Here is a 22,793-nt window from a genome sequence, read left to right as displayed (position 1 = left end):
TTGTTTTATCCCTCGCGTTGGACCATTCCTAAATTTATCAATTTGGGTTGTTATCAAAACGTTACGACATCTTTGTGTTATCTTTAATTACAGCCCTGATGATTGTCAGGACATCCCTGTTTTTAAGGAGGAGCTTATGTCGTTAACCCTACGCGAAGCCAGTAAGGACACATTACAGGCGGAAAATAAAACCTGGCGCTACTACAGCTTACCGCTGGCTGCCAGAACGCTTGGGGACATTTCGCGGTTACCCAAGTCGTTGAAAGTCTTACTGGAAAACCTCTTGCGCTGGCAGGATGGCGACTCGGTTACCGAGGAGGATATCCAGGCTCTGGCAGGGTGGCTGAAAAATGCTCATGCAGACAGAGAAATTGCCTATCGCCCGGCCAGAGTGCTGATGCAGGATTTCACTGGCGTGCCAGCGGTGGTGGATTTGGCAGCTATGCGTGAAGCCGTTAAGCGCCTCGGGGGCGATACAGCTAAGGTTAACCCCTTGTCCCCGGTAGACCTCGTCATTGACCACTCCGTCACCGTCGATCACTTTGGTGACGACGATGCTTTCGGCGAAAACGTCCGTCTGGAGATGGAACGTAACCATGAACGCTACGTATTTCTGAAATGGGGTCAGCAGGCGTTCAGCCGCTTCAGCGTTGTTCCACCGGGCACCGGCATTTGTCACCAGGTCAACCTGGAATATCTCGGCAAAGCCGTCTGGAGTGAATTGCAGGATAAAGAGTGGGTGGCTTACCCTGATACGCTGGTGGGCACCGATTCACACACCACCATGATTAACGGCCTTGGCGTTCTGGGCTGGGGCGTCGGTGGTATTGAAGCGGAAGCGGCCATGCTCGGCCAGCCGGTATCAATGCTCATTCCCGATGTGGTGGGCTTTAAGCTGACCGGTAAATTGTCCGAAGGCATTACCGCCACGGATCTGGTTCTGACGGTCACCCAGATGCTGCGTAAGCATGGCGTGGTGGGTAAATTCGTTGAATTTTATGGCGATGGTCTGGATTCACTGCCGCTGGCGGACCGGGCCACCATCGCCAACATGGCGCCGGAATATGGCGCGACCTGCGGCTTTTTCCCGATTGATAGCGTTACGCTGGAGTATATGCGCCTCAGTGGTCGCAGCGAGGAGCAGGTGGCTCTCGTTGAGGCCTACACCAAAGCGCAGGGCATGTGGCGTAACCCGGGTGACGAGCCGGTATTTACCAGTACGCTGGAGCTGGATATGGGCACCGTTGAGGCAAGCCTCGCAGGGCCAAAACGTCCGCAGGACCGCGTCGCCCTGAGCAACGTTCCGAAAGCCTTTGCCGCCAGCAATGAGCTGGAAGTTAACGCCGCACAAAAAGATCACCGTCCGGTGGACTATGTTCTGAACGGGCGTCAGTATCAGCTCCCTGACGGCGCCGTGGTGATCGCCGCTATCACTTCCTGTACCAACACGTCCAACCCGAGTGTGTTAATGGCTGCCGGGCTGCTGGCAAAAAAAGCGGTAGAGCTGGGGCTCAAGCCACAGCCTTGGGTTAAAGCCTCCCTGGCGCCTGGTTCGAAAGTGGTATCCGATTACCTGGCACAGGCCAGACTCACGCCTTACCTCGACGAGCTGGGCTTTAACCTGGTGGGCTACGGCTGTACGACCTGCATCGGTAACTCTGGTCCACTGCCTGAACCTATTGAAATGGCGATCAAGCAGGGGGATTTGACCGTTGGCGCGGTACTTTCCGGTAACCGAAACTTTGAAGGGCGTATTCATCCGCTGGTGAAAACCAACTGGCTGGCCTCGCCGCCGCTGGTTGTAGCCTATGCGCTGGCCGGAAACATGAACATTAACCTGGCGACCGATCCGATTGGTCACGATCGCAAAAATGAACCGGTCTATCTGAAAGACATCTGGCCATCATCGCGCGAAATTGCGCGCGCGGTAGAGAAAGTTTCCACCGAGATGTTCCGCAAAGAGTATGCGGAAGTGTTCGAAGGCACAGCGGAATGGAAAGCGATCGACGTGGTGGGTTCCGATACCTATGACTGGCAGGATGATTCCACCTATATTCGCCTGTCGCCATTCTTCGACGAAATGCTGGCGGAGCCTGCACCGCTGAAAGATATTCACGGCGCGCGCATTCTGGCGATGCTGGGCGATTCCGTCACCACCGACCATATCTCCCCTGCGGGTAGCATCAAGGCGGACAGTCCGGCAGGTCGGTATCTGCAAAGTCGTGGCGTGGAACGTCGCGATTTCAACTCCTACGGTTCGCGCCGCGGTAACCACGAAGTGATGATGCGCGGGACCTTTGCCAACATCCGCATTCGCAATGAAATGGTCCCAGGCGTGGAAGGGGGTATGACGCGCCACCTGCCGGATACAGAGGTCATTTCAATTTATGACGCAGCCATGAAGTATCAGCAGCAGGGTACGCCGCTGGCCGTTATTGCCGGTAAAGAGTACGGCTCCGGTTCCAGTCGCGACTGGGCGGCAAAAGGTCCGCGTCTGCTCGGGGTTCGCGTGGTGATTGCCGAATCCTTTGAACGTATCCACCGCTCAAACCTGATCGGGATGGGGATCCTGCCGCTGGAGTTCCCGCAGGGCGTAACGCGTAAAACGCTGGGTTTGACCGGGGAAGAGCAGATTGATATCAGCGGTCTGCAAAATCTGCAACCGGGTAAAACCGTTCCGGTGAAGTTAACGCGCGCAGATGGAACGACAGAAGTGCTGGATTGCCGGTGTCGTATTGATACGGCAACAGAGCTGACCTATTATCAGAACGACGGCATTTTACATTATGTGATTCGTAAGATGCTGGACTGATAAAACTCGCCCGGCACATGTGCCGGGCGTTTTGCGTTTACTCGCTCAGCAGATGCCCCATTTTGGCAGCTTTGGTATCGAGGTAGTGCGCGTTTTTCGGGTTGCGGCCGACAATCAGCGGTACGCGTTCCACAATATTGATGCCCGCTTCAGTGAGGATTTCCACTTTTTTCGGGTTATTGGTCAACAGACGCACTTCGTCCACGCCCAGCAGCTTGAACATATCCGCGCACAGGGTGAAATCGCGCTCGTCAGCAGCAAAGCCGAGCTGATGGTTCGCTTCGACGGTATCGTAGCCCTGATCCTGCAACGCATAGGCGCGGATTTTATTCAGCAGGCCAATATTGCGACCTTCCTGACGGTGATACAGCAGAACGCCACGTCCTTCCTCTGCGATATGAGAAAGGGCGGCTTCAAGCTGAAAACCGCAGTCGCACCGCAGACTGAACAGCGCGTCACCGGTCAGACACTCTGAATGAACGCGGGACAGCACCGGCGTTTGCCCCGAAATGTCGCCGAACACCAGGGCGACGTGATCTTGCCCGGTTGCCAGTTCTTCAAAACCCACCATCAGGAAATCGCCCCATGGGGTTGGCAGTTTGGCTTCTGCCACACGTTTAAGCTGCATGTGATTCTCCAGACCAGGCTGACACGTTTCGTGCCTTTGCCCCATTATGCTTTCTGTATCGGACTATTTTGCCACAAGCCCGGCAACTTCACCTAATCACCACCACGCTTTACAAACGTTAAACGCACAATCCGACATATCCACCAGAATGATGAAATTCAGTTATGATTGTGGTGCTTAGTGAAAAAGGAGAGGACATGCTTTCAATTGCCAGACGAACGGCCGCAGGAGCCGCCGTATTGCTCGTTATACCCCTGGTCGTTTGGTTCTCCGGCTGGATGTGGCAGCCCGGACAAAACGAGACGTGGCTGAAAGCCTTATACTGGATAACCGAGACGGTCACCCAGCCGTGGGGGATTATTACGCACGTGCTGCTCTGTGGCTGGTTCCTGTGGTGCCTGCGCTTTCGCCTTCGCGCGGCGCTGGTACTGTTCGCTATTCTCGGCGGCGCCATACTTATCGGGCAGGGGGTGAAGTCGTGGGTCAAGGATCGCGTGCAGGAACCCCGTCCTTTCGTCGTCTGGCTGGAAAAAACGCATCATGTTCCGGTGGATGAGTTCTACAATTTAAAGCGTAAAGATCGCGGTGCGTTGGTAAAGGAGCAGCTTGCAGAACAGCAGGATATCCCGACCTTTTTACGCAAACATTGGCAAAAAGAGACCGGCTTTGCGTTTCCTTCCGGGCATACGATGTTTGCTGCCAGCTGGGCGCTACTTGGCGTGGGACTGCTGTGGCCGCGTCGGCGTACCCTCACGATTGCGATTTTGCTGGTCTGGGCGACAGGCGTAATGGGCAGCCGGATGCTGCTGGGGATGCACTGGCCGCGTGATTTGGTGGTGGCAACGCTGATCTCGTGGGTACTGGTGACGCTGGTGACCTGGCTTGCACAACGTTTTTGTGGACCATTGACGCCGCCGCCGGAAGAGAAGGAAGAAATAGCCGAAAGGGAGTCTGGCGGAACCTGAAGGTTGATATTCCGCATTTTGACCATAAATCCATGTAGGGCGCGTTACTTTTTCCATTTCGCGCCCGCCACTAAAATGGTAGCTTATAAGGCTGATTGCAGTGAGTTGAACACGCTTTATACGCTCGAACCACATAACGGGAAGTCATGTGAAATATTTACTCATTTTCTTACTGGTGTTGGCGATTTTTGTCATTTCAGTCACATTGGGCGCGCAAAACGATCAACAGGTAAGTTTTAACTATCTGCTGGCGCAGGGCGAGTACCGGGTGTCGAGCCTGCTGGCGGTGTTATTCGCGGCGGGTTTTGTCATCGGCTGGCTTGTATGCGGCCTGTTCTGGCTTAAGGTTCGTGTTTCTCTTGTTCGCGCTGAACGTAAAATTAAACGACTTGAACATCAACTTACGCCTGCGTCTGACATTCCGGCGAGCTCTGGTGTGCCGGTAGTCAAGGAATAATCGAATATGCTGGAGTTGTTGTTTCTGCTTTTGCCTGTCGCCGCAGCCTATGGCTGGTATATGGGCCGCAGAAGCGCGCAACAAACAAAACAGGATGAAGCAAACCGACTCTCCCGTGACTACGTAGCGGGGGTGAACTTCCTGCTGAGCAATCAGCAGGATAAAGCGGTGGATCTGTTCCTCGACATGCTCAAAGAGGATACCGGCACCGTAGAGGCGCATCTCACCCTGGGAAACCTGTTCCGCTCGCGCGGAGAGGTTGACCGTGCCATTCGTATCCACCAGACCCTGATGGAAAGCGCTTCGTTGACCTATGAGCAACGGTTGCTGGCCGTGCAGCAACTTGGGCGGGATTACATGGCCGCGGGGCTTTACGATCGCGCCGAGGATATGTTCTCTCAGCTGGTGGATGAGACGGACTTCCGTATCGGTGCGCTTCAGCAGCTTCTGCAAATCTATCAGGCCACCAGCGACTGGCAAAAAGCGATTGATACCGCCGAACGGCTGGTCAAACTCGGTAAAGACAAACAACGCGTCGAAATTGCCCACTTCTATTGCGAGCTGGCTCTCCAGCAGATGGGTAGCGATGACATGGATAAAGCCATGGCATTGTTAAAGAAAGGCGCTGCGGCCGATCGCAACAGCGCGCGCATCTCGATCATGATGGGGCGGGTCTTTATGGCTAACGGTGATTACGCCAAAGCCGTGGAGAGCCTGCTTCGCGTTATCGACCAAGACAAAGAGCTGGTCAGCGAAACGCTGGAAATGCTGCAAACCTGCTATCAGCAGTTAGGTAAGCAGGACGAGTGGGTTGCGTTTCTGCGTCGCTGCGTTGAAGAAAACACCGGTGCCACAGCCGAGCTGATGCTATCGGATGTCGTCGAAGAGCACGAAGGGAGTGATACCGCCCAGGTATACATTACCCGCCAGTTGCAGCGTCATCCTACCATGCGCGTCTTCCATAAGCTGATGGATTACCACCTTAATGACGCAGAAGAAGGGCGCGCTAAAGAGAGCCTGATGGTGCTGCGAGACATGGTGGGTGAACAGGTGCGCAGCAAACCGCGCTATCGCTGCCAGAAATGCGGCTTCACCGCCTATTCGCTTTACTGGCATTGCCCTTCCTGCCGGGCGTGGTCCACCATTAAGCCAATCCGAGGTCTGGACGGGCAGTGATTTTTAAAACGCCGCATTTTAGTTACAACATACTAATGGTTGCAGTGATTTCGTCAGCACCGTGCGGTCTGGGGTTCGGCAGGAAAATCATTCGATTCTGTTCATTTACCCCGAGGGCAGGTAGAATGCACGCCGTTTATCTGTTCCGCGCCGCTGCGCGCCCATAGACGAAAAGGGCTGGTCATGACGTCTGTTACATCCTCCACTTCCCGCGTAGTTACCGATTCTCCCGTAGTTGTCGCTCTGGATTACAATAACCGTGACGCCGCACTGGCCTTTGTTGATGGCATTAATCCCCGCGATTGCCGTCTGAAAGTAGGCAAAGAGATGTTTACGCTGTTCGGCCCGTCAATCGTCCGCGATCTGCACCAGCGTGGCTTCGACGTTTTCCTCGACCTGAAATTCCATGATATTCCAAATACCACTGCGCACGCCGTTGCTGCGGCGGCTGAACTGGGCGTGTGGATGGTTAACGTTCATGCATCCGGCGGGGCACGCATGATGACGGCTGCGCGCGAAGCGCTGGTGCCGTTTGGTAATGACGCTCCGCTTCTGATCGCCGTCACCGTGCTGACCAGTATGGATGAATCCGACCTGCGCGATCTGGGTGTGACGTTGTCACCTGCTGAACACGCGGAGCGTCTGGCGCGCCTCACGCAACAGTGTGGTCTCGATGGCGTGGTCTGTTCGGCTCAGGAGGCGGTTCGCTTCAAATCTGTGCTAGGCCGCGACTTTAAACTGGTAACGCCAGGTATCCGTCCGGCAGGCACCGAGTCTGGGGATCAGCGACGCATCATGACGCCAGAGCAGGCGCTGAGCGCGGGTGTAGACTATATGGTGATTGGTCGCCCGGTGACGCAATCCGCTCATCCGGCAGAGACCCTGAAAGCGATTAATGCATCACTGAAAAAGGGGGCATAATGCGTGACGCCAACAGTCGTCTGGTCTATTCAACGGATACCGGGCGCATTGAAGAGCCAAAAGAGAAAGCTGAACGTCCAAAAGGCGATGGTATCGTGCGAATTCAGCGCCAGACCAGCGGCAGGAAAGGTAAAGGGGTTTGCCTTGTCACTGGCATTGATCTGGATGATGCAGACCTGGTAAAGCTCGCCGCTGAACTTAAAAAGAAGTGCGGATGCGGTGGGGCAGTAAAAGACGGCATTATTGAGATTCAGGGTGATAAACGGGATTTAATTAAAGCGCTGCTGGAAGCCAAAGGAATGAAAGTCAAACTGGCGGGCGGCTAAAATAAATGAGCCACGGACATTGCCGTGGCTCTTTTTTTTACGTGCGTAAGTCAGACCTGAAAATACAAAATATATTATTATACCGGTGAGAGCCGTTATGGTGATTATTTGCCCACCTGGTGACCGATAACACCACCTACGGCAGCACCACCTAATGTACCCAGCGTACTACCATCCGTTAATACTGCACCACCAAGCGCACCAGCACCGGCACCAATCGCGGTATTACGGTCACGTTTAGACCAGTTAGAGCAAGCGCTCAGGGACATTGCTACAGTGATTGCCAGAACAGCGGCGGCTAATTTTTTGCTGGTAAAGGTCATAATACTTTCTCCTGAATTATCGATTCACGGAAAGGAATGCACTTTAAGTATAGACAATATCCATACTTAAATTCTGTTCCCGTGAAACCTGGTCGCGCAGGCGTTTCATCATCACGCAGGTGATAGTCACTTCCTGTTATATCGCTAATATTAATTTTACGTGTTTAGAACGGTTTCAACAGGTAAAAACTCTTAAAGGCAGGGTCAGAATACTCTCAGAGAAAGGTTTAAGTGCGCCCATTATTCGGGCGCAGCAGGATAATCAGGCCGTTTTTTTCACAATATCGACAGTCAGGCCGTCTTGTTCTAATTGCTGGCGATATTCATCGCGCAAACGCTCATCCGTAATCACACGGCTGAAGCGTGAAGCCGGACCCATCGTATAAGGGTGTACGGCGCCAAACTTAGAGCTGTCGGTCAGCACTATCGCTTCACACTCTTTGGCGAGCACTGCGTTAACCACGTCTGAACGCATCATGTCGCGACCGGTAAAGCCGGTGTCGGGCTGCCAGCCGTCAATACCAATGAATGCTTTACTGAAGTGAACCTGCTGAACATATTGACGCGTTAATGGCCCCACCATGCTTTCGCTTTTCTTCTGGTAAATGCCGCCCAGCAGTATCACCTCGCACTGAGTTTCCTTCAACAGATGGGCGATATAGCTGCTTACGGTGATGATGGTAACGTCTTTTTGATCGGCGAGCGTGCGCGCCAGAAGAGCGTTACTGCTGCCATTTTCAATAAAGACGGTCTCACCGTTATTCACTAAGGATGCAGCAAACTCCGCCAGCTCCCGCTTGAGCGCATAATTGTTCATCATGCGGGTTTCGACGTCGTCGCTGTCCAGTGGAACGGCATATCCGTGCGCACGCCGCAGGTAGCTCTGTTTTTCCAGCAGATTCAGATCCTGACGAATGGTGACTTCAGAAACGCCGGTGGCTTTAGCGAGATCGACCACGCTTACGCGTCCCTGATCGATCACCATCTGCAAAATGATTTGTTGTCGGGAATTCATAGCATCCATTTAAAAGGCAAGGGCGGAAACGACGTGGCTACACTTCCCACGGGGCTTTAGGTTGAGTGGATTCTGGAGCGTTATCAGCGCCGTTCTCAGCCAGCAGTTCAGACTTGAGGATTTCAAGGTTACGGATAGCAGAGTGATAATCGCCTGCGACAAGAATATCCAGCACAGTATCAATACGCTGTGCCACGGCTGTTGCATCAATGTTAGACATAAGCTCACCCTGAAGCGAAAAGTTAATATTATCAATGATGCAGAAAATTGATTCAAAAGAGAAGGTAAAAAATGCAATAACCAAAGTTCATAAATGAAAGTGATAAATTTGGCCCCCGTATGCTGCGGGTTGTAGGGGTGGATTAGTCTAAAACTGCGCGCAACGCGCTTTTTTATAAGAGGAATTCGACTATGACAGTTATCAACCAGACAACCTGCACATTGTTTACTGATGCTGAACGATTCACTCAACTGGCGGCTTATTATGAGGCCGAACGGCGTACGGTGTGGATGATGTTACGTGCCACGCCACGGCCTTGCTTCAATCATGCGCTGATCGAGGAGATCATGAATCTCTCCTGGCTGGTTCGACAGTCAGGATTTGTCGTTGATTTTTGGGTCACCGGATCGCTGGTCCCCGACATCTACAATACCGGCGGTGATTTACAGTTCTTCGTTGAGTGCTTCAAAAACAACCGACGCGAAGCGTTACGCGCCTATGCCCGGGCCTGTGTGGACTGCGTTCATGCCGCCTCGCGAGGGTTTGATACCGGAGCTGTCACGCTGGCTATGGTGGAAGGAAGCGCGTTAGGGGGCGGGTTTGAAGCCGCGCTGGCGCATCATTTCATTCTGTCCCAGCGCGATGCCCGATTAGGCTTTCCGGAAATCGCGTTCAATCTGTTCCCGGGCATGGGCGGCTATTCACTGGTGGCGCGTCGTGCCGGCATGAAAATGGCGGAGGCGCTGATCTACAAAGGTGAGACGCATACGGCGGAATGGTATGAGCAGCATGGTCTTGTGGATCTCTTATTCGAGCCGTTACAGAGCTATGTTTCGGTGCGGACGTTTATCGACACGCTACAGCCGAAGCTGAACGGCGTAAGGGCCATGCTGCGTGCGCGTACGCGCGTGCTGCCACTTCCGCGAAGCGAGCTGATGGACATTACCGAGGATTGGGTTGATGCCGCCTTCTGCCTTGAACCGAAGGATATCGCCTACATGGAGCGGCTGGTTATGCTGCAAAATCGCCATCAGGCGACGGGCTTACGCAAAGCCAGCTAACGGACATTTCTGGCCTGATAGCGCTTTAGCCATCGCTCGAATGCGGCAGCGGGCATGGGCTTAGCAAAAAGATAACCCTGCCGTTCGTTGACGCCATTCTTCGTCAGAAAGGCGTCTTCTTTTGCACTTTCCACCCCTTCAGCAATGACCTGCAAATTTAACGCCTGCGCCACGGCGACTATCGCACGCACCAGCGACTGTGAAATGGACTGCTTATGGATGTCCCGCACGAAAGCCTGGTCAAGCTTAATGGCATCGATAGGGAAGCGCGCCAGCTGCGACAGGGAAGAGTACCCCGTACCAAAGTCATCCAGGTGAATTTGCGCTCCCAGGCGGCTAAACTGCTGGATCACTGACAGGGCCAGTTCTTCATTTTCAATGAGACAGCTTTCGGTCAATTCCACGTCAATCGGGCAGTATTCAAAACTCAGGTCTTTCAGCGCCTGCTTCAGGTCGCTGAAGATGGTCTGGTCCGCCAGCTGACGGGCGGAGACGTTGACCGCGACGCGAAGGTTGATCCCCTTGTCGCGCCATTTCGCCACCTGGCGCACCACATCAAGCATAACCCAGCGGCCCAGGGGCACAATCAGCCCTGACTCCTCAGCATAGGAGATAAACTCCATCAGCGGGATCAGGCCACGCTCTGGCGACTGCCAGCGCACCAGCGCCTCCAGACTTCTGACTTCGCCGCGCCAGGTTATTTTGGGTTGGTAGTGGATTAACAGCTGATCGTTATCCAGCGCTTTACGCAGGTTGGTATCCAGCCACAGGTATTCAAATACGCGCTGGTTCATCTCTGGCGAGAAGACGCAGAATTTGCCCCGGCCATTTTCTTTGGCGGTGTACATGGCGGTGTCGGCATTACGAATGACGCTTTCGCGATCGTTACCGTGCTGGGGCGCAAGCGCGATGCCCAGCGAGCAGCCGGTGTAAACCTCTATCAGCCCGATGCGGAAAGGCTGACGAAGTCGGGTCAGTATGCGCGATGCCATGGCTTCCAGCGCGCCCTGCGAGGTATCGGTGGCCAGCACGATAAACTCATCCCCACCCAGGCGCGCCAGGGTTTGTCCTTCGTCCAGGCAGCTCAGGATCGCCAGCGCAACGGCCTGTAGCAGCTGGTCGCCAAACATATGCCCATAGGCATCGTTCACTTTTTTAAAGTTATCCAGATCGAGATAAACCACGCCTACCTGGGTGTCACCCCGAGCGGTGATGGCATCAGAGATCAGCTCATGGATGGCGTTTCGGTTAGGCAAACCGGTAATCGTATCCGTATTGGCGAGTACGCGCAGGCGCTCCTGGGCCCGACGCTCTTCGGTTATATCGGTACCTGAACAGATGAGGAAGATTTCATTTTTCCCGCTGCCGCTGTGAACAAATTTATTTCTGAAGAGAAACAGGCGCTGCCCTTTGCGGGTCTTGATCCAGCGTTCAACTTCGTACGAGCTGCCGTTACGAAAAAAACCGGTGATGTTGCGTTTGGAGGCCGCGGCTTCGCTACGGCTCATAAACAGTTTGAACACGTTTTGCCCGATAACTTCCTGTTCCTTCAGGCCCGTATATTCTTCACTTAAACGGTTGAAGCGCTGAATATTCCCGTTCTGGTCGAGGATCACAATCACGGAGTTAGCCTCGGACACTACCTGTTCGGCGAAGGAGAGCCCCTGCGCCAGGTCGCGCGCCACGGAAGGAGTATCGTTCCAGGCTGATGCCGTTCCTGCCCACTCATTTTTGTTAATTTTACGGCCGACAAGATGAACGGGAACGTCCACACCGTACAAGGGCAGGGTCATGGCAATGCTGGAGGTTATCACGGTGAGCTGGCGGATCAGCGCGGCCTGCTCATCATCCAGCGCCACCACTTGAATGATGTCAGCGCTTTCACTGGCAGCAAGATGCAGAGCATTGCTGTCTGCTGTCAGTCGCCACCAGGGGCTATGCGTACCCATGTAACGAAACAGCAAATTCTGCTCCAGATCGTCCATCACGTTTTCTCCCGCGGCTGCTGAGTAGCGCACAAATTATTCATTTGCAGTCGACAATGACGGCTCTCTTTTACTGTAGATAATTCTGGCGAAATGTGGCGATGGGAAACAGAAAAGTGTGAGAAAAAACGATGATTTTGCGGGAGATAATATTGGAGAGAACTCCCGGCCACCCCTTAACGGAACGGCCGGAAGTTTACGCGGTTATCAGGCGACAGGGCGCGCGATAATACTGCGGGTTTCCATGCGCACTTCAGCGATGGTGACATCAATCACGTCAGTGACCTTGTAAACCGTTTCGCCTTTAATTTGCACGGTCCCGTTTTCCTGGCTACAAACCAGTTCGTCGCGAACGGCATGCAGGAACGGGGCAGGAATAAAGGCAACGGCGCCATTATCCACCAGACGAACGCGCATACCGCCGCGGCTGATGTCAATGATTTCAGCCGGGAAACGGGTGTCAGTCCCTGCCTTATCATTCAGGAAGCGCGCGTATAACCAGTCGCCGACATCACGCTCCGCCATACGGTTCAGACGGCGACGTTCTGCCATCTGCAACTTCGTATCATCCTGTGGGCGGGCAACAGATTCCCCTTTTATGATCGCTTTCAGCAGACGATGGTTAACCATATCGCCGTACTTACGGATCGGAGAGGTCCAGGTCGCGTAAGCCTCAAGGCCAAGGCCGAAGTGCGGGCCTGGCTCGGTGCTGATTTCCGCAAAGGACTGGAAGCGGCGAATACGGCTGTCAAGGAACCCTGACGGCTGTGCGTCCAGCTCGCGGCGCAGTTTGCAGAAACCTTGCAGGGTCAGCACTTCCTCAGGATCGACGTGTACGTCATGGGTTTTCAGCAGGGCAGCCAGCGCTTCGGTGTTCGCTGGATCAAACCCGGTGTGCACGTTGTAAATGCCAAAGCCTAATTTGTCGCGCAGCACGCGGGCGGCACAAATGTTGGCGGATATCATCGCTTCTTCAACGATGCGGTTGGCAATACGGCGCGGCTCAGCGACAATGTTCAGCACTTCACCTTTTTCACCCAGCACAAAACGGTAGTCCGGACGATCTTTGAAGACCAGCGCGTGAGTTTGACGCCATTCGCTGCGGCTCAGGCAGACGCGGTGCAGCAGACGAATTTGTGCGGCAATGTTGTCGGACTCAGGTTTCCAGCTACCCGTGTTCTCCAGCCAGTCGGACACGTCGTCATAGGCTAGCTTGGCTTTGGATTCGATGGTGGCGGCGAAGAATTCAATATCTTCTTCAATGGTACCATCAGCCGCAATGGTCATCCGACAGGCCAGCACCGGACGCACTTCATGCGCACGCAGCGAGCAAAGATCGTCGGAGAGTTCACGCGGCAGCATCGGAATGTTAAAACCCGGCAGGTAGTTGGTGAACGAGCGCACTTTGGCCATCTCGTCCAGCTTGCTGCCTTCGACAATCCATGCGGTAGGGTCGGCAATGGCGACGGTCAGATGCAGTTTGCCATCGGCTGTCTCTTCGGCATACAACGCATCGTCCATATCCTCGGTGCTGGCGCTGTCGATGGTGACAAAGTCCAGCGCCGTCAGATCGCGACGTTCCAGACCTTCGTCCTGCATTTCAGTCGCCACGCCCTCAGGCGCTTCTTTTTCGAGGTTGTGGCGCGCCAGCGTCACCCACCATGGGACGAAATGGTCGTCGCCGAAGGTAATGTATTGGGTAAGCTCGGCGTAAAAACCGCGATCGCCTTTTAAAGGATGACGGCGCATCTCAGCAACCGCCCAGTCACCCTCAACAAAATCATGCTCAACGCCACGCGCGGCGCGGCACGGAATAGCATCTTTCAGGAGAGGATGGTCCGGCACGACAGAAAGACGATCGTCTTTTTTATGCACTTTCCCGACAAAGCGGGTCAGGAAAGGTTCGATCAGTGCTTCCGGCTCGGCAGACTCTCGTTCCTTTTCGGTATGAATAACGGCCGAAATGCGGTCGCCATGCATCACTTTCTTCATCTGAGGAGGCGGAATGAAGTAGCTCTTCTGCCCGTCAACTTCAAGAAAGCCAAAGCCCTTTTCCGTGGCTTTTACGACCCCTTCTGCACGCGGCGTCTGGGAATGCAGTTGCTGTTTAAGCTGCGCTAGCAGCGGGTTGTCCTGAAACATAATGTTCTATTTTCGTAGCCATTGAGCGGCTGACAGTTTTACGCGAATCTCACTGCTACAGCAAGCGCTCTTTAGGTAAAGAGTATGGTTATTCCTCTTTGCCGAGCGCCACGCGCAGACGGTCCAGCCAGCCATAAAATGCATCTCGGGTAAGCAGGTTGATGGCCTTCTCTGGCGAGAGACCTGACCCGGTCAGGGGCGTTAACTGGGCGGCGCTAAAGCGATCCGGAGAGGCGACAAGCAGCGCACGAGCGGCTGAGAGCATCGAAGACGCGGGACCTTCACTTCGCGGATGGTTAAGCAGAATTTCGCCCGTCAGATCAAGCAGCATCGGCTCATGACACAGCACAGGAGTAAGCGCTTCAAGCGCCGGTTCCGCCTGCCAGCGTGAGAGCGCCTCAAGCTGAAGCGCACTGGCATATTTTAGCTCAACCGCGGGTAGCGTGGCGGTCCATCTGCTGAAGCTGACCGGCAACGTATGGGGCTGAATGTGGTGCCCGGGCAGCCAGCGTACCGGATAGCCAAGCAATGCCTGAAATACCGCGACCACTCGCGCCTGAAAACCGACAAAGCCGATGATCTGGTTGATGAGCACAATGTCATACGTTGTGAGTCCAACCTCATCAAGCTGGTTTTGGGCCTTATCATCAATGACATCGGGTGAGCTGGCTAACTGGCGGGCATACTGGGTAATTTCTGCAAGGCGTCGATTGCTTTCCCGGGAGGAGTCCGGCCCCGGAAGAGGGGCGAGCAGAGCAGCGTAGTGGTTACAGAGCCGCTGAACGCCACACGCCTGGGCAACCGTTAATGCCGTGCTCAGCCTGTCGTAGGCGCTGAGGGTATGCAGACGGTTCACGGGAGTATCAAGCGGGAACAAAAGATGACACAGGGTTCGGGCAGGCGTAAGCCAACCAGCACAGCTTGCGAGAATGTCATTGGGCAGGGCTAAATCGAGCAAAAAACGGTCGTCGACGTTAGCGGCTTCGGGCACCAGCGGCAAAACGTCCGTCTGCGAATGATTCGACTGGGTTTCATGATACCAGTGGCCTTTGCCGGAAAAACGGCCTTGTTCCATGGGCGTTCCTTGATCTCAAAATGGCGATCAATATCCTGGCGTAAGGCGGATGAGGGGAAAAATATTGTTAGGTGATAACAAATAGCAGAACGGAATAACGAGGGGCGGGGCGGGGGAAACTCTCTTCCCTGACGGGAAGAGAGTGACAAGCTTATTTAATTTCCAGCTCGTTCATTGCAGCGATGTTGAAGCCGCCGTCAACGTGAACCACTTCGCCGGAGATACCTGCGGAAAGGTCAGAGCACAGGAAGGCCGCAGAGTTACCCACATCTTCGATGGTAACGGTACGACGAATCGGGGTAACCGCTTCGCAGTGTGCCAGCATTTTACGGAAATCTTTGATACCGGAAGCGGCCAGGGTACGGATTGGACCCGCAGAAATAGCGTTAACACGCACGCCTTCAGGACCCATCGCGTTCGCCATGTAGCGCACGTTGGCTTCCAGAGACGCTTTCGCCAGACCCATAACGTTGTAGTTAGGGATAGCACGTTCTGCGCCGAGGTAGGACAGAGTCAGCAGGGCTGCGCCCGGGTTCAGCATCGCGCGGCAGGATTTTGCCATTGCAACGAAGCTGTAGGAGCTGATGTCGTGGGCGATTTTGAAGCCATCACGGGTAACCGCATTCACGTAGTCGCCGTCCAGCTGGTCGCCAGGAGCGAAGCCGATGGAGTGAACAAAACCGTCGAATTTCGGCCATGCTTTTGCCAGTTCAGCAAACATGCCATCAATGCTTTCGTCTTGTGCAACGTCACATTCCAGAACAATGCTGGAACCCAGCTGCGCGGCAAATTCTTCAACACGGCCTTTCAGCTTGTCGTTCTGGTAGGTGAACGCCAGCTCAGCGCCTTCGCGATGCATTGCCTGTGCGATGCCGTATGCGATGGACAGTTTGCTGGCAACGCCAGTCACCAGAATGCGCTTACCGGAAAGAAAACCCATAGCTTTAATCCTTATATTCATTTCTTATTTTGCCTTGTAATTCATAGCGTTACAGGCAGTATTTCAAAATCATTCGAAATTAGCTCGAAATTAGCTCGAAATTATAGCCCACTCACAGCCCCTTGTGTCACGATATTTCTCGCTCCTGCGCCGTGAATGGGCTCACGGAAGAGGTCGAACTGTCTCTTCATCAGGCTGTTTCGTGTGTATCCCAGCAGTATATCACCGCACGCGGGGTTCGCCTCATCCAACCAGAGACTGCCCGGAGCACAGCCGGATCTTAATTCGCTGACGAGGGGATTCTGGCGATAACCTTAATTTCGAAATCAAAACCCGCAAGCCAGTTAACGCCTATTGCTGTCCAGTTTGGGTAAGGAGCGTGGGGAAATGCCAGTTTTTTCGCCTCCATGATAACGGGGAACTGGTTTTCAGGATCGGTATGAAACGTCGTGACATCAATCAGATCGTCAAAAGTACATCCCGCGGCTGCCAGGGTCGCCCGTAAATTATCGAACGCCAGCTGCACCTGAGCGGGAAGGTCGGGTTCAGGTGTGCCATCGCTGCGGCTGCCAACCTGATCGGAAACAAATAACAGATCGCCAGAGCGAATTGCAGCTGAATAGCCATGCTCTTCATAGAGGGCATGTCGGTTAGCCGGGAAGACGGGATCACGTGAAGGCATGGCTTTTCCTTTTCTGTCAGAGGTATTGTTGTGCTTACGCGGTAGAAGTAACATACGCGACGTATGTGAAAAATGTAATTCACATACGTCGCGTATGTCAAATTATAGTTATCGCTTAATTAAGGAAGTCCCATGGCTACAAAACGTCGCGCTGAAACGGCCCAGGAAAATCGCGAGAAAATGATTCAGGCGGCGCGAAAGGCATTTGCTGAAAAAGGCTATGCCGCAGCGTCAATGGATGAACTCACGGCAAGCGTGGGGTTAACACGCGGCGCGCTATATCATAATTTCAACGACAAGAAGGGATTACTGGCGGCGGTGGTCGCGCAGATAGACAGCGAAATGGCAGCAAACGCAAAAGCGATTGCCGCCGCCGCCGAAGATGACTGGGAGCGACTGCTGGCGGAGGGCATCGCCTATATCAAAATGGCGCTCGTTCCGGAAGTTCAGCGTATCGTCCTCCTTGACGGCCCGGCTGTTCTGGGCGACCCGGCGCAATGGCCCAGCCAGAACAGCTGCCTTGAGTCGACCCGTCAGACCATCGAAAAAATGATGGAGTGCAACGTAATCAAAAAGATGGATGCCAGAGTCGCAGCCCATCTGCTGAATGGCGCTGCTCTGAATGCGGCTCTGCTGATTGCCGCGAGTGATGAACCGCAGAAGACTCTCCCGCATGCCATAGAGGTGTTTACTCTGCTGGCAAGCGGGTTACGCAGCGGCTAACGATCTTTACGCCACGCGTCCGCCGTCAACGCTTCACCAAAGTGTCCGGCAATCAGGCGTTTTGTCAGATCGTGGAGCGGGGAGGCCAGTACGTCAGCGGTACTGCCGCGCTCGACAACTTCTCCCTGGTGCATCACCAGCACCTGGTCGCTTATGTGCTTCATCATGCCCAGATGCTGAGTCACGTAAATATACGAGATCCCCTGCTTTTCCTGTAACTCCAGCATCAGGTTAATGAGCTGCGAACGCATCGACATATCCAGCGACGCCAGCGCTTCGTCGGCGATGATGACCTTCGGGCGCAGGATCAGCGCGCGGGCCAGACCGAGACGCTGTTTTTGGCCAGGGGCCAGCATGTGAGGGTAATAGCTGACATGGTCGGGCAGGAGGCCTACCAGACGCAGGGTTTCGACAATCCGTTTGCGACGCGCTTCCGGCTCCAGGTCGGTATTCAACCGCAGCGGGAAATCCAGGATCTGGGAAATACGCTGACGCGGGTTCAGGGACGTCGACGGATCCTGAAAAATCATCCGGATGCGCTGACTGCGAAAAGAGTAGTCCCCAAATTCCAGAGGATGATCGTCAATCAGTATTTCACCGCCGCTCGGCTCGACCATACCCGCGAGCATTTTTGCCAGGGTCGATTTGCCCGAGCCGTTTTCACCGATAATCGCCAGCGTCTGCTTTTCGCGCAGCGTAAAGCTCAGCGGTTTAACAGCCTCGACGGTCTGACGGTGAAACAGGCCGGTGCGATAGCGAAAGGTCTTACTCAGGTTACGTACTTCCAGTAAGGTTTCGACCATTTCACTCTCTCTCCATGTTCAGCGGGAAATGACAGGCAAACAGATGATTTTTCGGCCCTGTCAGGCGCGGTGTTTCGATGCATTTGCGCTGAGCATACGGGCAACGCGGACCCAGACGGCAGCCAATGGGCAGCGATTCCAGCAGCGGTATCGCGCCAGGCAGCGTATTCAGACGGCTTTTGTGCGGCATCGCGCTGCCAAAGTCCGGGATCGCCCTGATCAGCGCCTGCGTGTAGGGATGATGCGGCGTCGTCACCAGGTCTTCGCTTGGCGCGGTTTCTACCGTCTGGCCGCAATACATTACATCAATTTTATCCGCCCATTTGCTCAGCATTTGCAGGTCGTGGCTGATCAGCAAAATGGTGGTGTTGTTATTCTGGTTCAGACGCGTGAGCAGGCGGAAAATCTGCGCCTGGGTGGTTGGCTCCATCGCGTTCGTTGGTTCGTCCGCAATCAGCAGACGCGGCTGATTCGCCAGGGCGATGGCAATCATCACTTTCTGGCATTCACCGTCGGTCAGTTCGTAGGGGAAACTGCGCATCGCGTCTTTATGGTCTTTGATCCCGACACGGTGCAACAGCTCAATGGCACGGCGTTTACGCCAGCCGAAACGCTGCCACCAGCGGCCTTTATAGGTCCACCCGGGGATGTTCTGCATCAGCTGTTTCCCGACGCGCTCGGACGGATCGAGACAGGATTGCGGCTCCTGGAAAATCATCGAGACGTTATGGCCCACCAGTTTACGGCGTTCGCGCGGGGAGAGACGCAACAAATCGATGTCGTCGAAACGCATACGGTCGGCGGTCACCCGCCAGTTGTCCTTCGCCACGCCGCAAATGGCCTTGGCGATCAGACTTTTCCCCGAACCCGATTCGCCCACCAGCCCGCGGATTTCGCCCTCTGCAAGCGTAATACTGATGCGATCCACGGCCTTGACCCAGCCTTCGCCCGTTTTAATTTCTATCGTGAGGTTGCGGATATCGAGTAACGGCATTATTGCACCCCCGCATTGATTGCGCGGCGGATCCCGTCGCCCAGCAGGTTAACGAGCAGCACGCTCACCATGATGGCCGCGCCCGGCAGCATGACCGTCCACGGCGCAACGTAAATCAGCTCCAGCGCATCGCCAAGCATGGCGCCCCATTCCGGGGAGGGGAGCTGCGCGCCAAGGTCCAGGAAGCCCAGCGCTGCGATATCCAGAATCGCCATCGACAGGGCGCGGGTGATCTCCGTCACCAGCCCGGCGGCAATGTTAGGCAGCACGGCAAACCACAAAATATTAAACGTGGTGGCGCCATCCAGACGGGCGGCGACGACATACTCTTTCTCCAGCTCGTCGTGAACCAGGCTGTAAACCGAACGCACCATGCGCGGCAGAATGGCCAGCCAGACGGCGAACATCGCATGGGTGAGGTGCGGCCCCGCGAAGGCCACGACGATAATCGCCAGCAGCAGCGAAGGAATAGAGAGCAGGGTATCAAGAATATGGTTAAGCACAGCCGACCGCAGCCCGTGGGTTGAGCCGGCAAAAATGCCCAGCGCCAGGCCGCAGATCGCGGCAGCCAGGGTGACCACGAACGCGCCGCCCACCGTAGGTGCGGCGCCGCTCAGCAAACGACTTAGCACGTCGCGTCCGAGATCGTCAGTCCCCAGGAAGAACGAAACCTCCCCGTAGCGCGACCACGACGGCGGTAAAAGCTGATAGCCAAGGAACTGCTGATCGATGCCATACGGTGCAAACCACGAACCCAAAACGCACAGCAACACGAGGCCAATGCAGCCGTAAAAGCCGATCATCGCCGTGGTGTCGCCGTAAAAATTACGCCACACGGTGCGTAGCGCACCGGGCGTGCGCTTTTCGCTGTAGACGTTATCGTAAGGCATACCATTCCTTATGCTTCAATGGGTTGGCCATGGCACCCAAAATATCGGAAATAACGTTAACAATAATGACCAGGGAGCCAATCACCATCACGCCGGCGGAGATCGCCGCGTAATCCTGCTGGCGAATGGCGTTGATCATCCAGCGCCCAAGGCCCGGCCAGCTGAAAACCATCTCGGTGATCATTGCCAGCGTCAGCATGGTTGAGAATTGCAGCCCAAGACGTGGGATTACGGGGGGCAACGCATTGTGCAGCACATGGCGACGTAAAATCGTCAGGCGAGACAGTCCGCGCGTGGCGGCGGCTTTCACATAGTTTTGATCGAAGACGTCGATAGTGCTGATGCGCATCAGGCGGATCACCTCGGTCGTCGGCGCGACGGCCAGCGTAAGCACTGGCAGCACCATGTGGCGCAGCGCGCTCACGATCATTTCGTCGCGCCAGACTGAATCAGAAAGCCAGGCGTCAACGATGGCGAAGCCGCTCACCGTTTGCACGTTATACAGCAGGTCAAAACGGCCAGATACCGGCAGCCAGCCTAACGTCAGTGAGAAGAAGAGGGTAAGCAGCAGCGCCAGCCAGAAAACAGGGATGGAAAAGCCAATTAAGGCAAGCGCGCTAATAAATTTATCCTGCCATTTATTACGATAAATTCCCGCCAGCATTCCCACCGGGATCCCCACCATGAGGGCAAAGCCAAAGGCGAGTATACACAGCTCCATGGTGGCCGGGAAAACCACTTTCAGCTGTTCGGAGATGAGCTGTCCGTTGATGCTGGACACGCCAAAATCCCAGTGCAGCAGGCCATTAAACCAGAACAGCCAGGCGTCCCAGAGAGATGAGCCCTGAAGCGGGGCGTGCGGCGTAAAGTAGCTCAGGCTAAAGCCGACAAAGGTCAGGAAGAACAGGGTCACCAGCAGTAACAGTAGCCGACGCAAGGTAAATATAATCATGGTTTCTTCACCTCTTGTTCTTTCTCACGGGTCACGCCCGCGAAGGAGGCGTTACCAAACGGGCTGAGTACCAGCCCTTTAATATCGTAACGGTAGGCCTGGAGGCGCAGGGAAGAGGCAAGCGGCAACACGGGAAGTTCTCTGGCCAGAATATTTTGCGCTTCATCGTAGGCCTCAATGCGTGAGGCAAGCTGTTGAGACGCCAGCGCTTTTTGCAGCACAGCATCAAATTCCCGGTTACACCAGTGGGCGTAGTTGGTCTGGGAGTTGATTGCCGCACAGCTCAGCAGCGGACGGAAGAAGCTGTCCGGGTCGTTACTGTCGGTGGACCAGCCAGCCAGCGTTAAGTCGTGATTCATGTCCATCAGACGCGCCTCCTGGAAACGGCCTTCGACAGGCACGATGATCACCTTAACGCCCACCTGCGCCATATCAGCCTGCAACAGCTCAGCCGTTTTCAGCGGGCTGGGGTTCCACGCCTGAGAGCTGGTGGGCACCCACAGCTGTAGCGTCAGGTTTTCTGCCCCCAGCGCTTTAAGCTGTTCGCGCGCTTTCGCCGGATTATATTCCGTAATCTTCGCCTCGCCGTCATAGGCCCAGGAGGCGCGCGGAAGAATAGAGGCGGCGGTTTCCGCGGTACCGTAGTAAATCGACTGCATCAGACGCTGATTGTTGATCGCTAACGCCAGCGCATGGCGCACGGCCGGATTATTCAGCGGCGGCTTATCGGTGTTAAACGCCAGATAAGCGATGTTCATGCCCGGGCGCAGGGTCAGGCGCAGGCGTGGGTCGTCGCGCAAAATGGTCAACTGGCTGGCCGCAGGCCAGGCAAGCACGTCGCACTCGCCGGTCAGCAGTTTGGAGAGTCGGCCTGTTCCACCTGAACCCAGATCAACAATAACCTGCGGCATCAGCGGCTTGCCGCGCCAGAAACGATCGTGGCGTTGCAGGCGAATGTATTGTCCGGCGCGGTACTCTGCTAACTGGAACGGACCGGTGCCTACAGGCTCACGATCGAGACGTTCCTGACGATCCTTTTTCGTCAGCTGATCCGCGTATTCGGCTGACATGACCGAGGCGTAGTGCGTCGCCAGATGCCAGAGGAAGGAGGCATCCGGGCGATTCAGACGAAACTCAACCGTACGGTTATCCAGTTTACGAACGCTTTTGACCGAGTCCGCGAATTGCAGACTGTCGAAATAGGGGAAGTTCCCGCCATTAACGTTATGCCACGGATGATTGCGGTTGAATATGCGCTGGAAGGTGAAAACCACGTCATCCGCGTTGAGCTTACGGGTTGGGGTAAACCACGGGGTGTGCTGAAATGCGACATCATCGCGTAGACGAAAGCGGTATGTGGCGCCGTTATCAAGCACTTCCCAACTTTCAGCAAGCTCCGGAACCAGCCGATAGGTATAAGGATCGACGTCGAGCAGGCGATCGTAGAGCTGTGCGGCCAGCGTATCGACAATCAGGCCGCTCCCCGCTTTTTGCGGATTAAAAATATCAACTTGACCGCTGACGCAGTAGACGAAACCACTATCACGGATATCAGGAGGCACAGCGCGATCGGGCGCAGCAAAGGCCAGATTGCTGAACAAACCGAGTGCAAACAGGGACGATAAAACCAGGCGCATAGTTTTTAAGGTTTTTAGATTCGATCTGCAAAGTGTATCGCACTTACGCCTGCTTCGTAAAAATGT

At 54.9% G+C, this 22,793-nt stretch carries 22 protein-coding genes; 8 read left to right on the top strand and 14 right to left on the bottom strand.

Features of this window, described 5'->3' with window-relative positions:
- Positions 1-136 precede the first annotated feature (136 nt).
- Positions 137-2,812: an aconitate hydratase AcnA gene (acnA, locus tag AC4OVU_RS12065; protein WP_110292572.1), complete on the top strand. Its 2,676-nt coding sequence runs from the start codon at positions 137-139 to the stop codon at positions 2,810-2,812.
- Between the two features lie 37 nt (positions 2,813-2,849).
- On the opposite strand, the gene ribA is transcribed toward acnA, so the two are convergent.
- Positions 2,850-3,440, bottom strand: a complete 591-nt coding sequence (gene ribA / locus AC4OVU_RS12060) for a GTP cyclohydrolase II (RefSeq protein WP_003856813.1) — start codon at positions 3,438-3,440, stop codon at positions 2,850-2,852.
- A gap of 197 nt (positions 3,441-3,637) precedes the next feature.
- Here ribA and pgpB point away from each other — a divergent pair, with 197 nt between their 5' ends.
- The 5 genes from pgpB (at position 3,638) to yciH (ending at position 7,285) form a co-directional block, all read left to right on the top strand.
- Positions 3,638-4,405 (top strand): phosphatidylglycerophosphatase B, encoded by a 768-nt coding sequence (pgpB, locus tag AC4OVU_RS12055; RefSeq protein WP_110292571.1) that lies wholly within the window; start codon positions 3,638-3,640, stop codon positions 4,403-4,405.
- Between the two features lie 148 nt (positions 4,406-4,553).
- Positions 4,554-4,862, top strand: coding sequence for a LapA family protein (locus AC4OVU_RS12050; RefSeq protein ID WP_003856817.1), 309 nt, complete (start codon positions 4,554-4,556; stop codon positions 4,860-4,862).
- 6 nt (positions 4,863-4,868) lie between these two features.
- On the top strand, positions 4,869-6,038 hold the full coding sequence (gene lapB, locus AC4OVU_RS12045) for a lipopolysaccharide assembly protein LapB (RefSeq protein ID WP_003856819.1): 1,170 nt from the start codon (positions 4,869-4,871) through the stop codon (positions 6,036-6,038).
- Positions 6,039-6,221: 183 nt separating this feature from the next.
- Complete coding sequence (gene pyrF, locus AC4OVU_RS12040; RefSeq protein WP_045339893.1) at positions 6,222-6,959, top strand: orotidine-5'-phosphate decarboxylase; 738 nt, start codon at positions 6,222-6,224, stop codon at positions 6,957-6,959.
- Positions 6,959-7,285, top strand: a complete 327-nt coding sequence (gene yciH / locus AC4OVU_RS12035) for a stress response translation initiation inhibitor YciH (protein ID WP_015570389.1) — start codon at positions 6,959-6,961, stop codon at positions 7,283-7,285. The genes pyrF and yciH overlap by 1 nt, the downstream gene beginning before the upstream one ends.
- Before the next feature lie 104 nt (positions 7,286-7,389).
- Here yciH and osmB read toward each other — a convergent pair whose 3' ends face one another.
- The 3 genes from osmB to AC4OVU_RS12020 form a co-directional block, all read right to left on the bottom strand.
- Positions 7,390-7,608 carry an osmotically-inducible lipoprotein OsmB gene (gene osmB / locus AC4OVU_RS12030; protein WP_017384212.1) on the bottom strand — a complete coding sequence of 73 codons (219 nt, stop codon included), beginning with the start codon at positions 7,606-7,608 and terminating at the stop codon, positions 7,390-7,392.
- Between the two features lie 262 nt (positions 7,609-7,870).
- The gene (yciT, locus tag AC4OVU_RS12025; protein WP_017384211.1) at positions 7,871-8,623 is read right to left on the bottom strand and encodes a DNA-binding transcriptional regulator YciT; all 753 of its coding nucleotides are present in this window, start codon (positions 8,621-8,623) and stop codon (positions 7,871-7,873) included.
- A 37-nt stretch (positions 8,624-8,660) separates the two neighbouring features.
- Positions 8,661-8,843: a YciZ family protein gene (locus AC4OVU_RS12020; protein ID WP_003856825.1), complete on the bottom strand. Its 183-nt coding sequence runs from the start codon at positions 8,841-8,843 to the stop codon at positions 8,661-8,663.
- A gap of 191 nt (positions 8,844-9,034) precedes the next feature.
- On the opposite strand from AC4OVU_RS12020, the gene AC4OVU_RS12015 reads away from it, so the two are divergent.
- On the top strand, positions 9,035-9,904 hold the full coding sequence (locus AC4OVU_RS12015; RefSeq protein WP_110292570.1) for a crotonase/enoyl-CoA hydratase family protein: 870 nt from the start codon (positions 9,035-9,037) through the stop codon (positions 9,902-9,904).
- On the opposite strand, the gene pdeR is transcribed toward AC4OVU_RS12015, so the two are convergent.
- The 5 genes from pdeR to AC4OVU_RS11990 all read right to left on the bottom strand — a co-directional run bounded on the left by pdeR (position 9,901) and on the right by AC4OVU_RS11990 (position 16,728).
- A complete protein-coding gene (gene pdeR / locus AC4OVU_RS12010; protein WP_110292580.1) occupies positions 9,901-11,892 on the bottom strand; it encodes a cyclic di-GMP phosphodiesterase in 1,992 nt (663 codons plus the stop codon). The genes AC4OVU_RS12015 and pdeR overlap by 4 nt on opposite strands.
- Positions 11,893-12,096: 204 nt before the next feature.
- A complete protein-coding gene (locus tag AC4OVU_RS12005) occupies positions 12,097-14,031 on the bottom strand; it encodes an exoribonuclease II (RefSeq protein ID WP_110292569.1) in 1,935 nt (644 codons plus the stop codon).
- Between the two features lie 88 nt (positions 14,032-14,119).
- On the bottom strand, positions 14,120-15,106 hold the full coding sequence (locus tag AC4OVU_RS12000) for a CMD domain-containing protein (protein WP_110292568.1): 987 nt from the start codon (positions 15,104-15,106) through the stop codon (positions 14,120-14,122).
- 151 nt (positions 15,107-15,257) lie between these two features.
- Positions 15,258-16,046, bottom strand: coding sequence for an enoyl-ACP reductase FabI (gene fabI / locus AC4OVU_RS11995; protein ID WP_003856831.1), 789 nt, complete (start codon positions 16,044-16,046; stop codon positions 15,258-15,260).
- Positions 16,047-16,326: 280 nt separating this feature from the next.
- Entirely contained in the window at positions 16,327-16,728 is a 402-nt protein-coding gene (locus AC4OVU_RS11990; protein ID WP_110292567.1) for a RidA family protein, read from the bottom strand.
- Positions 16,729-16,860: 132 nt separating this feature from the next.
- On the opposite strand from AC4OVU_RS11990, the gene AC4OVU_RS11985 reads away from it, so the two are divergent.
- Positions 16,861-17,451 (top strand): TetR/AcrR family transcriptional regulator, encoded by a 591-nt coding sequence (locus AC4OVU_RS11985; protein ID WP_015570397.1) that lies wholly within the window; start codon positions 16,861-16,863, stop codon positions 17,449-17,451.
- Here AC4OVU_RS11985 and sapF read toward each other — a convergent pair.
- From sapF to sapA, 5 genes are read right to left on the bottom strand one after another with little or no spacing between them, the layout of a single operon-like run.
- Positions 17,448-18,254, bottom strand: a complete 807-nt coding sequence (gene sapF / locus AC4OVU_RS11980; protein WP_003856838.1) for a putrescine export ABC transporter ATP-binding protein SapF — start codon at positions 18,252-18,254, stop codon at positions 17,448-17,450. The two genes, AC4OVU_RS11985 and sapF, sit on opposite strands and share 4 nt — an antisense overlap.
- Before the next feature lies 1 nt (position 18,255).
- On the bottom strand, positions 18,256-19,248 hold the full coding sequence (gene sapD / locus AC4OVU_RS11975) for a putrescine export ABC transporter ATP-binding protein SapD (protein WP_003856840.1): 993 nt from the start codon (positions 19,246-19,248) through the stop codon (positions 18,256-18,258).
- On the bottom strand, positions 19,248-20,138 hold the full coding sequence (gene sapC / locus AC4OVU_RS11970) for a putrescine export ABC transporter permease SapC (protein WP_003856843.1): 891 nt from the start codon (positions 20,136-20,138) through the stop codon (positions 19,248-19,250). The genes sapD and sapC overlap by 1 nt, the downstream gene beginning before the upstream one ends.
- On the bottom strand, positions 20,125-21,090 hold the full coding sequence (gene sapB / locus AC4OVU_RS11965; RefSeq protein ID WP_017383081.1) for a putrescine export ABC transporter permease SapB: 966 nt from the start codon (positions 21,088-21,090) through the stop codon (positions 20,125-20,127). The genes sapC and sapB overlap by 14 nt, the downstream gene beginning before the upstream one ends.
- Positions 21,087-22,727, bottom strand: coding sequence for an ABC transporter substrate-binding protein SapA (gene sapA, locus AC4OVU_RS11960; protein WP_017383082.1), 1,641 nt, complete (start codon positions 22,725-22,727; stop codon positions 21,087-21,089). Before sapA ends, sapB begins: the two co-directional genes overlap by 4 nt.
- Positions 22,728-22,793 lie beyond the last annotated feature (66 nt).

The sequence above is a fragment of the Enterobacter sp. 6722112 genome (assembly GCF_058661685.1).
The sequence above is the reverse complement of the archived record's forward strand: the minus strand, read 5'-3'. Positions and strand labels throughout refer to the sequence as shown.

Bases quoted from the DNA above. Each gene is read 5' to 3' on its own strand.
- acnA (WP_110292572.1), top strand. From the start codon at position 137: ATGTCGTTAACCCTACGCGAAGCCAGTAAGGACACATTACAGGCGGAA.
- ribA (WP_003856813.1), bottom strand. From the start codon at position 3,440: ATGCAGCTTAAACGTGTGGCAGAAGCCAAACTGCCAACCCCATGGGGC.
- pgpB (WP_110292571.1), top strand. From the start codon at position 3,638: ATGCTTTCAATTGCCAGACGAACGGCCGCAGGAGCCGCCGTATTGCTC.
- lapB (WP_003856819.1), top strand. From the start codon at position 4,869: ATGCTGGAGTTGTTGTTTCTGCTTTTGCCTGTCGCCGCAGCCTATGGC.
- pyrF (WP_045339893.1), top strand. From the start codon at position 6,222: ATGACGTCTGTTACATCCTCCACTTCCCGCGTAGTTACCGATTCTCCC.
- yciH (WP_015570389.1), top strand. From the start codon at position 6,959: ATGCGTGACGCCAACAGTCGTCTGGTCTATTCAACGGATACCGGGCGC.
- osmB (WP_017384212.1), bottom strand. From the start codon at position 7,608: ATGACCTTTACCAGCAAAAAATTAGCCGCCGCTGTTCTGGCAATCACT.
- yciT (WP_017384211.1), bottom strand. From the start codon at position 8,623: ATGAATTCCCGACAACAAATCATTTTGCAGATGGTGATCGATCAGGGA.
- AC4OVU_RS12020 (WP_003856825.1), bottom strand. From the start codon at position 8,843: ATGTCTAACATTGATGCAACAGCCGTGGCACAGCGTATTGATACTGTG.
- AC4OVU_RS12015 (WP_110292570.1), top strand. From the start codon at position 9,035: ATGACAGTTATCAACCAGACAACCTGCACATTGTTTACTGATGCTGAA.
- AC4OVU_RS12005 (WP_110292569.1), bottom strand. From the start codon at position 14,031: ATGTTTCAGGACAACCCGCTGCTAGCGCAGCTTAAACAGCAACTGCAT.
- AC4OVU_RS12000 (WP_110292568.1), bottom strand. From the start codon at position 15,106: ATGGAACAAGGCCGTTTTTCCGGCAAAGGCCACTGGTATCATGAAACC.
- fabI (WP_003856831.1), bottom strand. From the start codon at position 16,046: ATGGGTTTTCTTTCCGGTAAGCGCATTCTGGTGACTGGCGTTGCCAGC.
- AC4OVU_RS11990 (WP_110292567.1), bottom strand. From the start codon at position 16,728: ATGCCTTCACGTGATCCCGTCTTCCCGGCTAACCGACATGCCCTCTAT.
- AC4OVU_RS11985 (WP_015570397.1), top strand. From the start codon at position 16,861: ATGGCTACAAAACGTCGCGCTGAAACGGCCCAGGAAAATCGCGAGAAA.
- sapF (WP_003856838.1), bottom strand. From the start codon at position 18,254: ATGGTCGAAACCTTACTGGAAGTACGTAACCTGAGTAAGACCTTTCGC.
- sapD (WP_003856840.1), bottom strand. From the start codon at position 19,248: ATGCCGTTACTCGATATCCGCAACCTCACGATAGAAATTAAAACGGGC.
- sapC (WP_003856843.1), bottom strand. From the start codon at position 20,138: ATGCCTTACGATAACGTCTACAGCGAAAAGCGCACGCCCGGTGCGCTA.
- sapB (WP_017383081.1), bottom strand. From the start codon at position 21,090: ATGATTATATTTACCTTGCGTCGGCTACTGTTACTGCTGGTGACCCTG.
- sapA (WP_017383082.1), bottom strand. From the start codon at position 22,727: ATGCGCCTGGTTTTATCGTCCCTGTTTGCACTCGGTTTGTTCAGCAAT.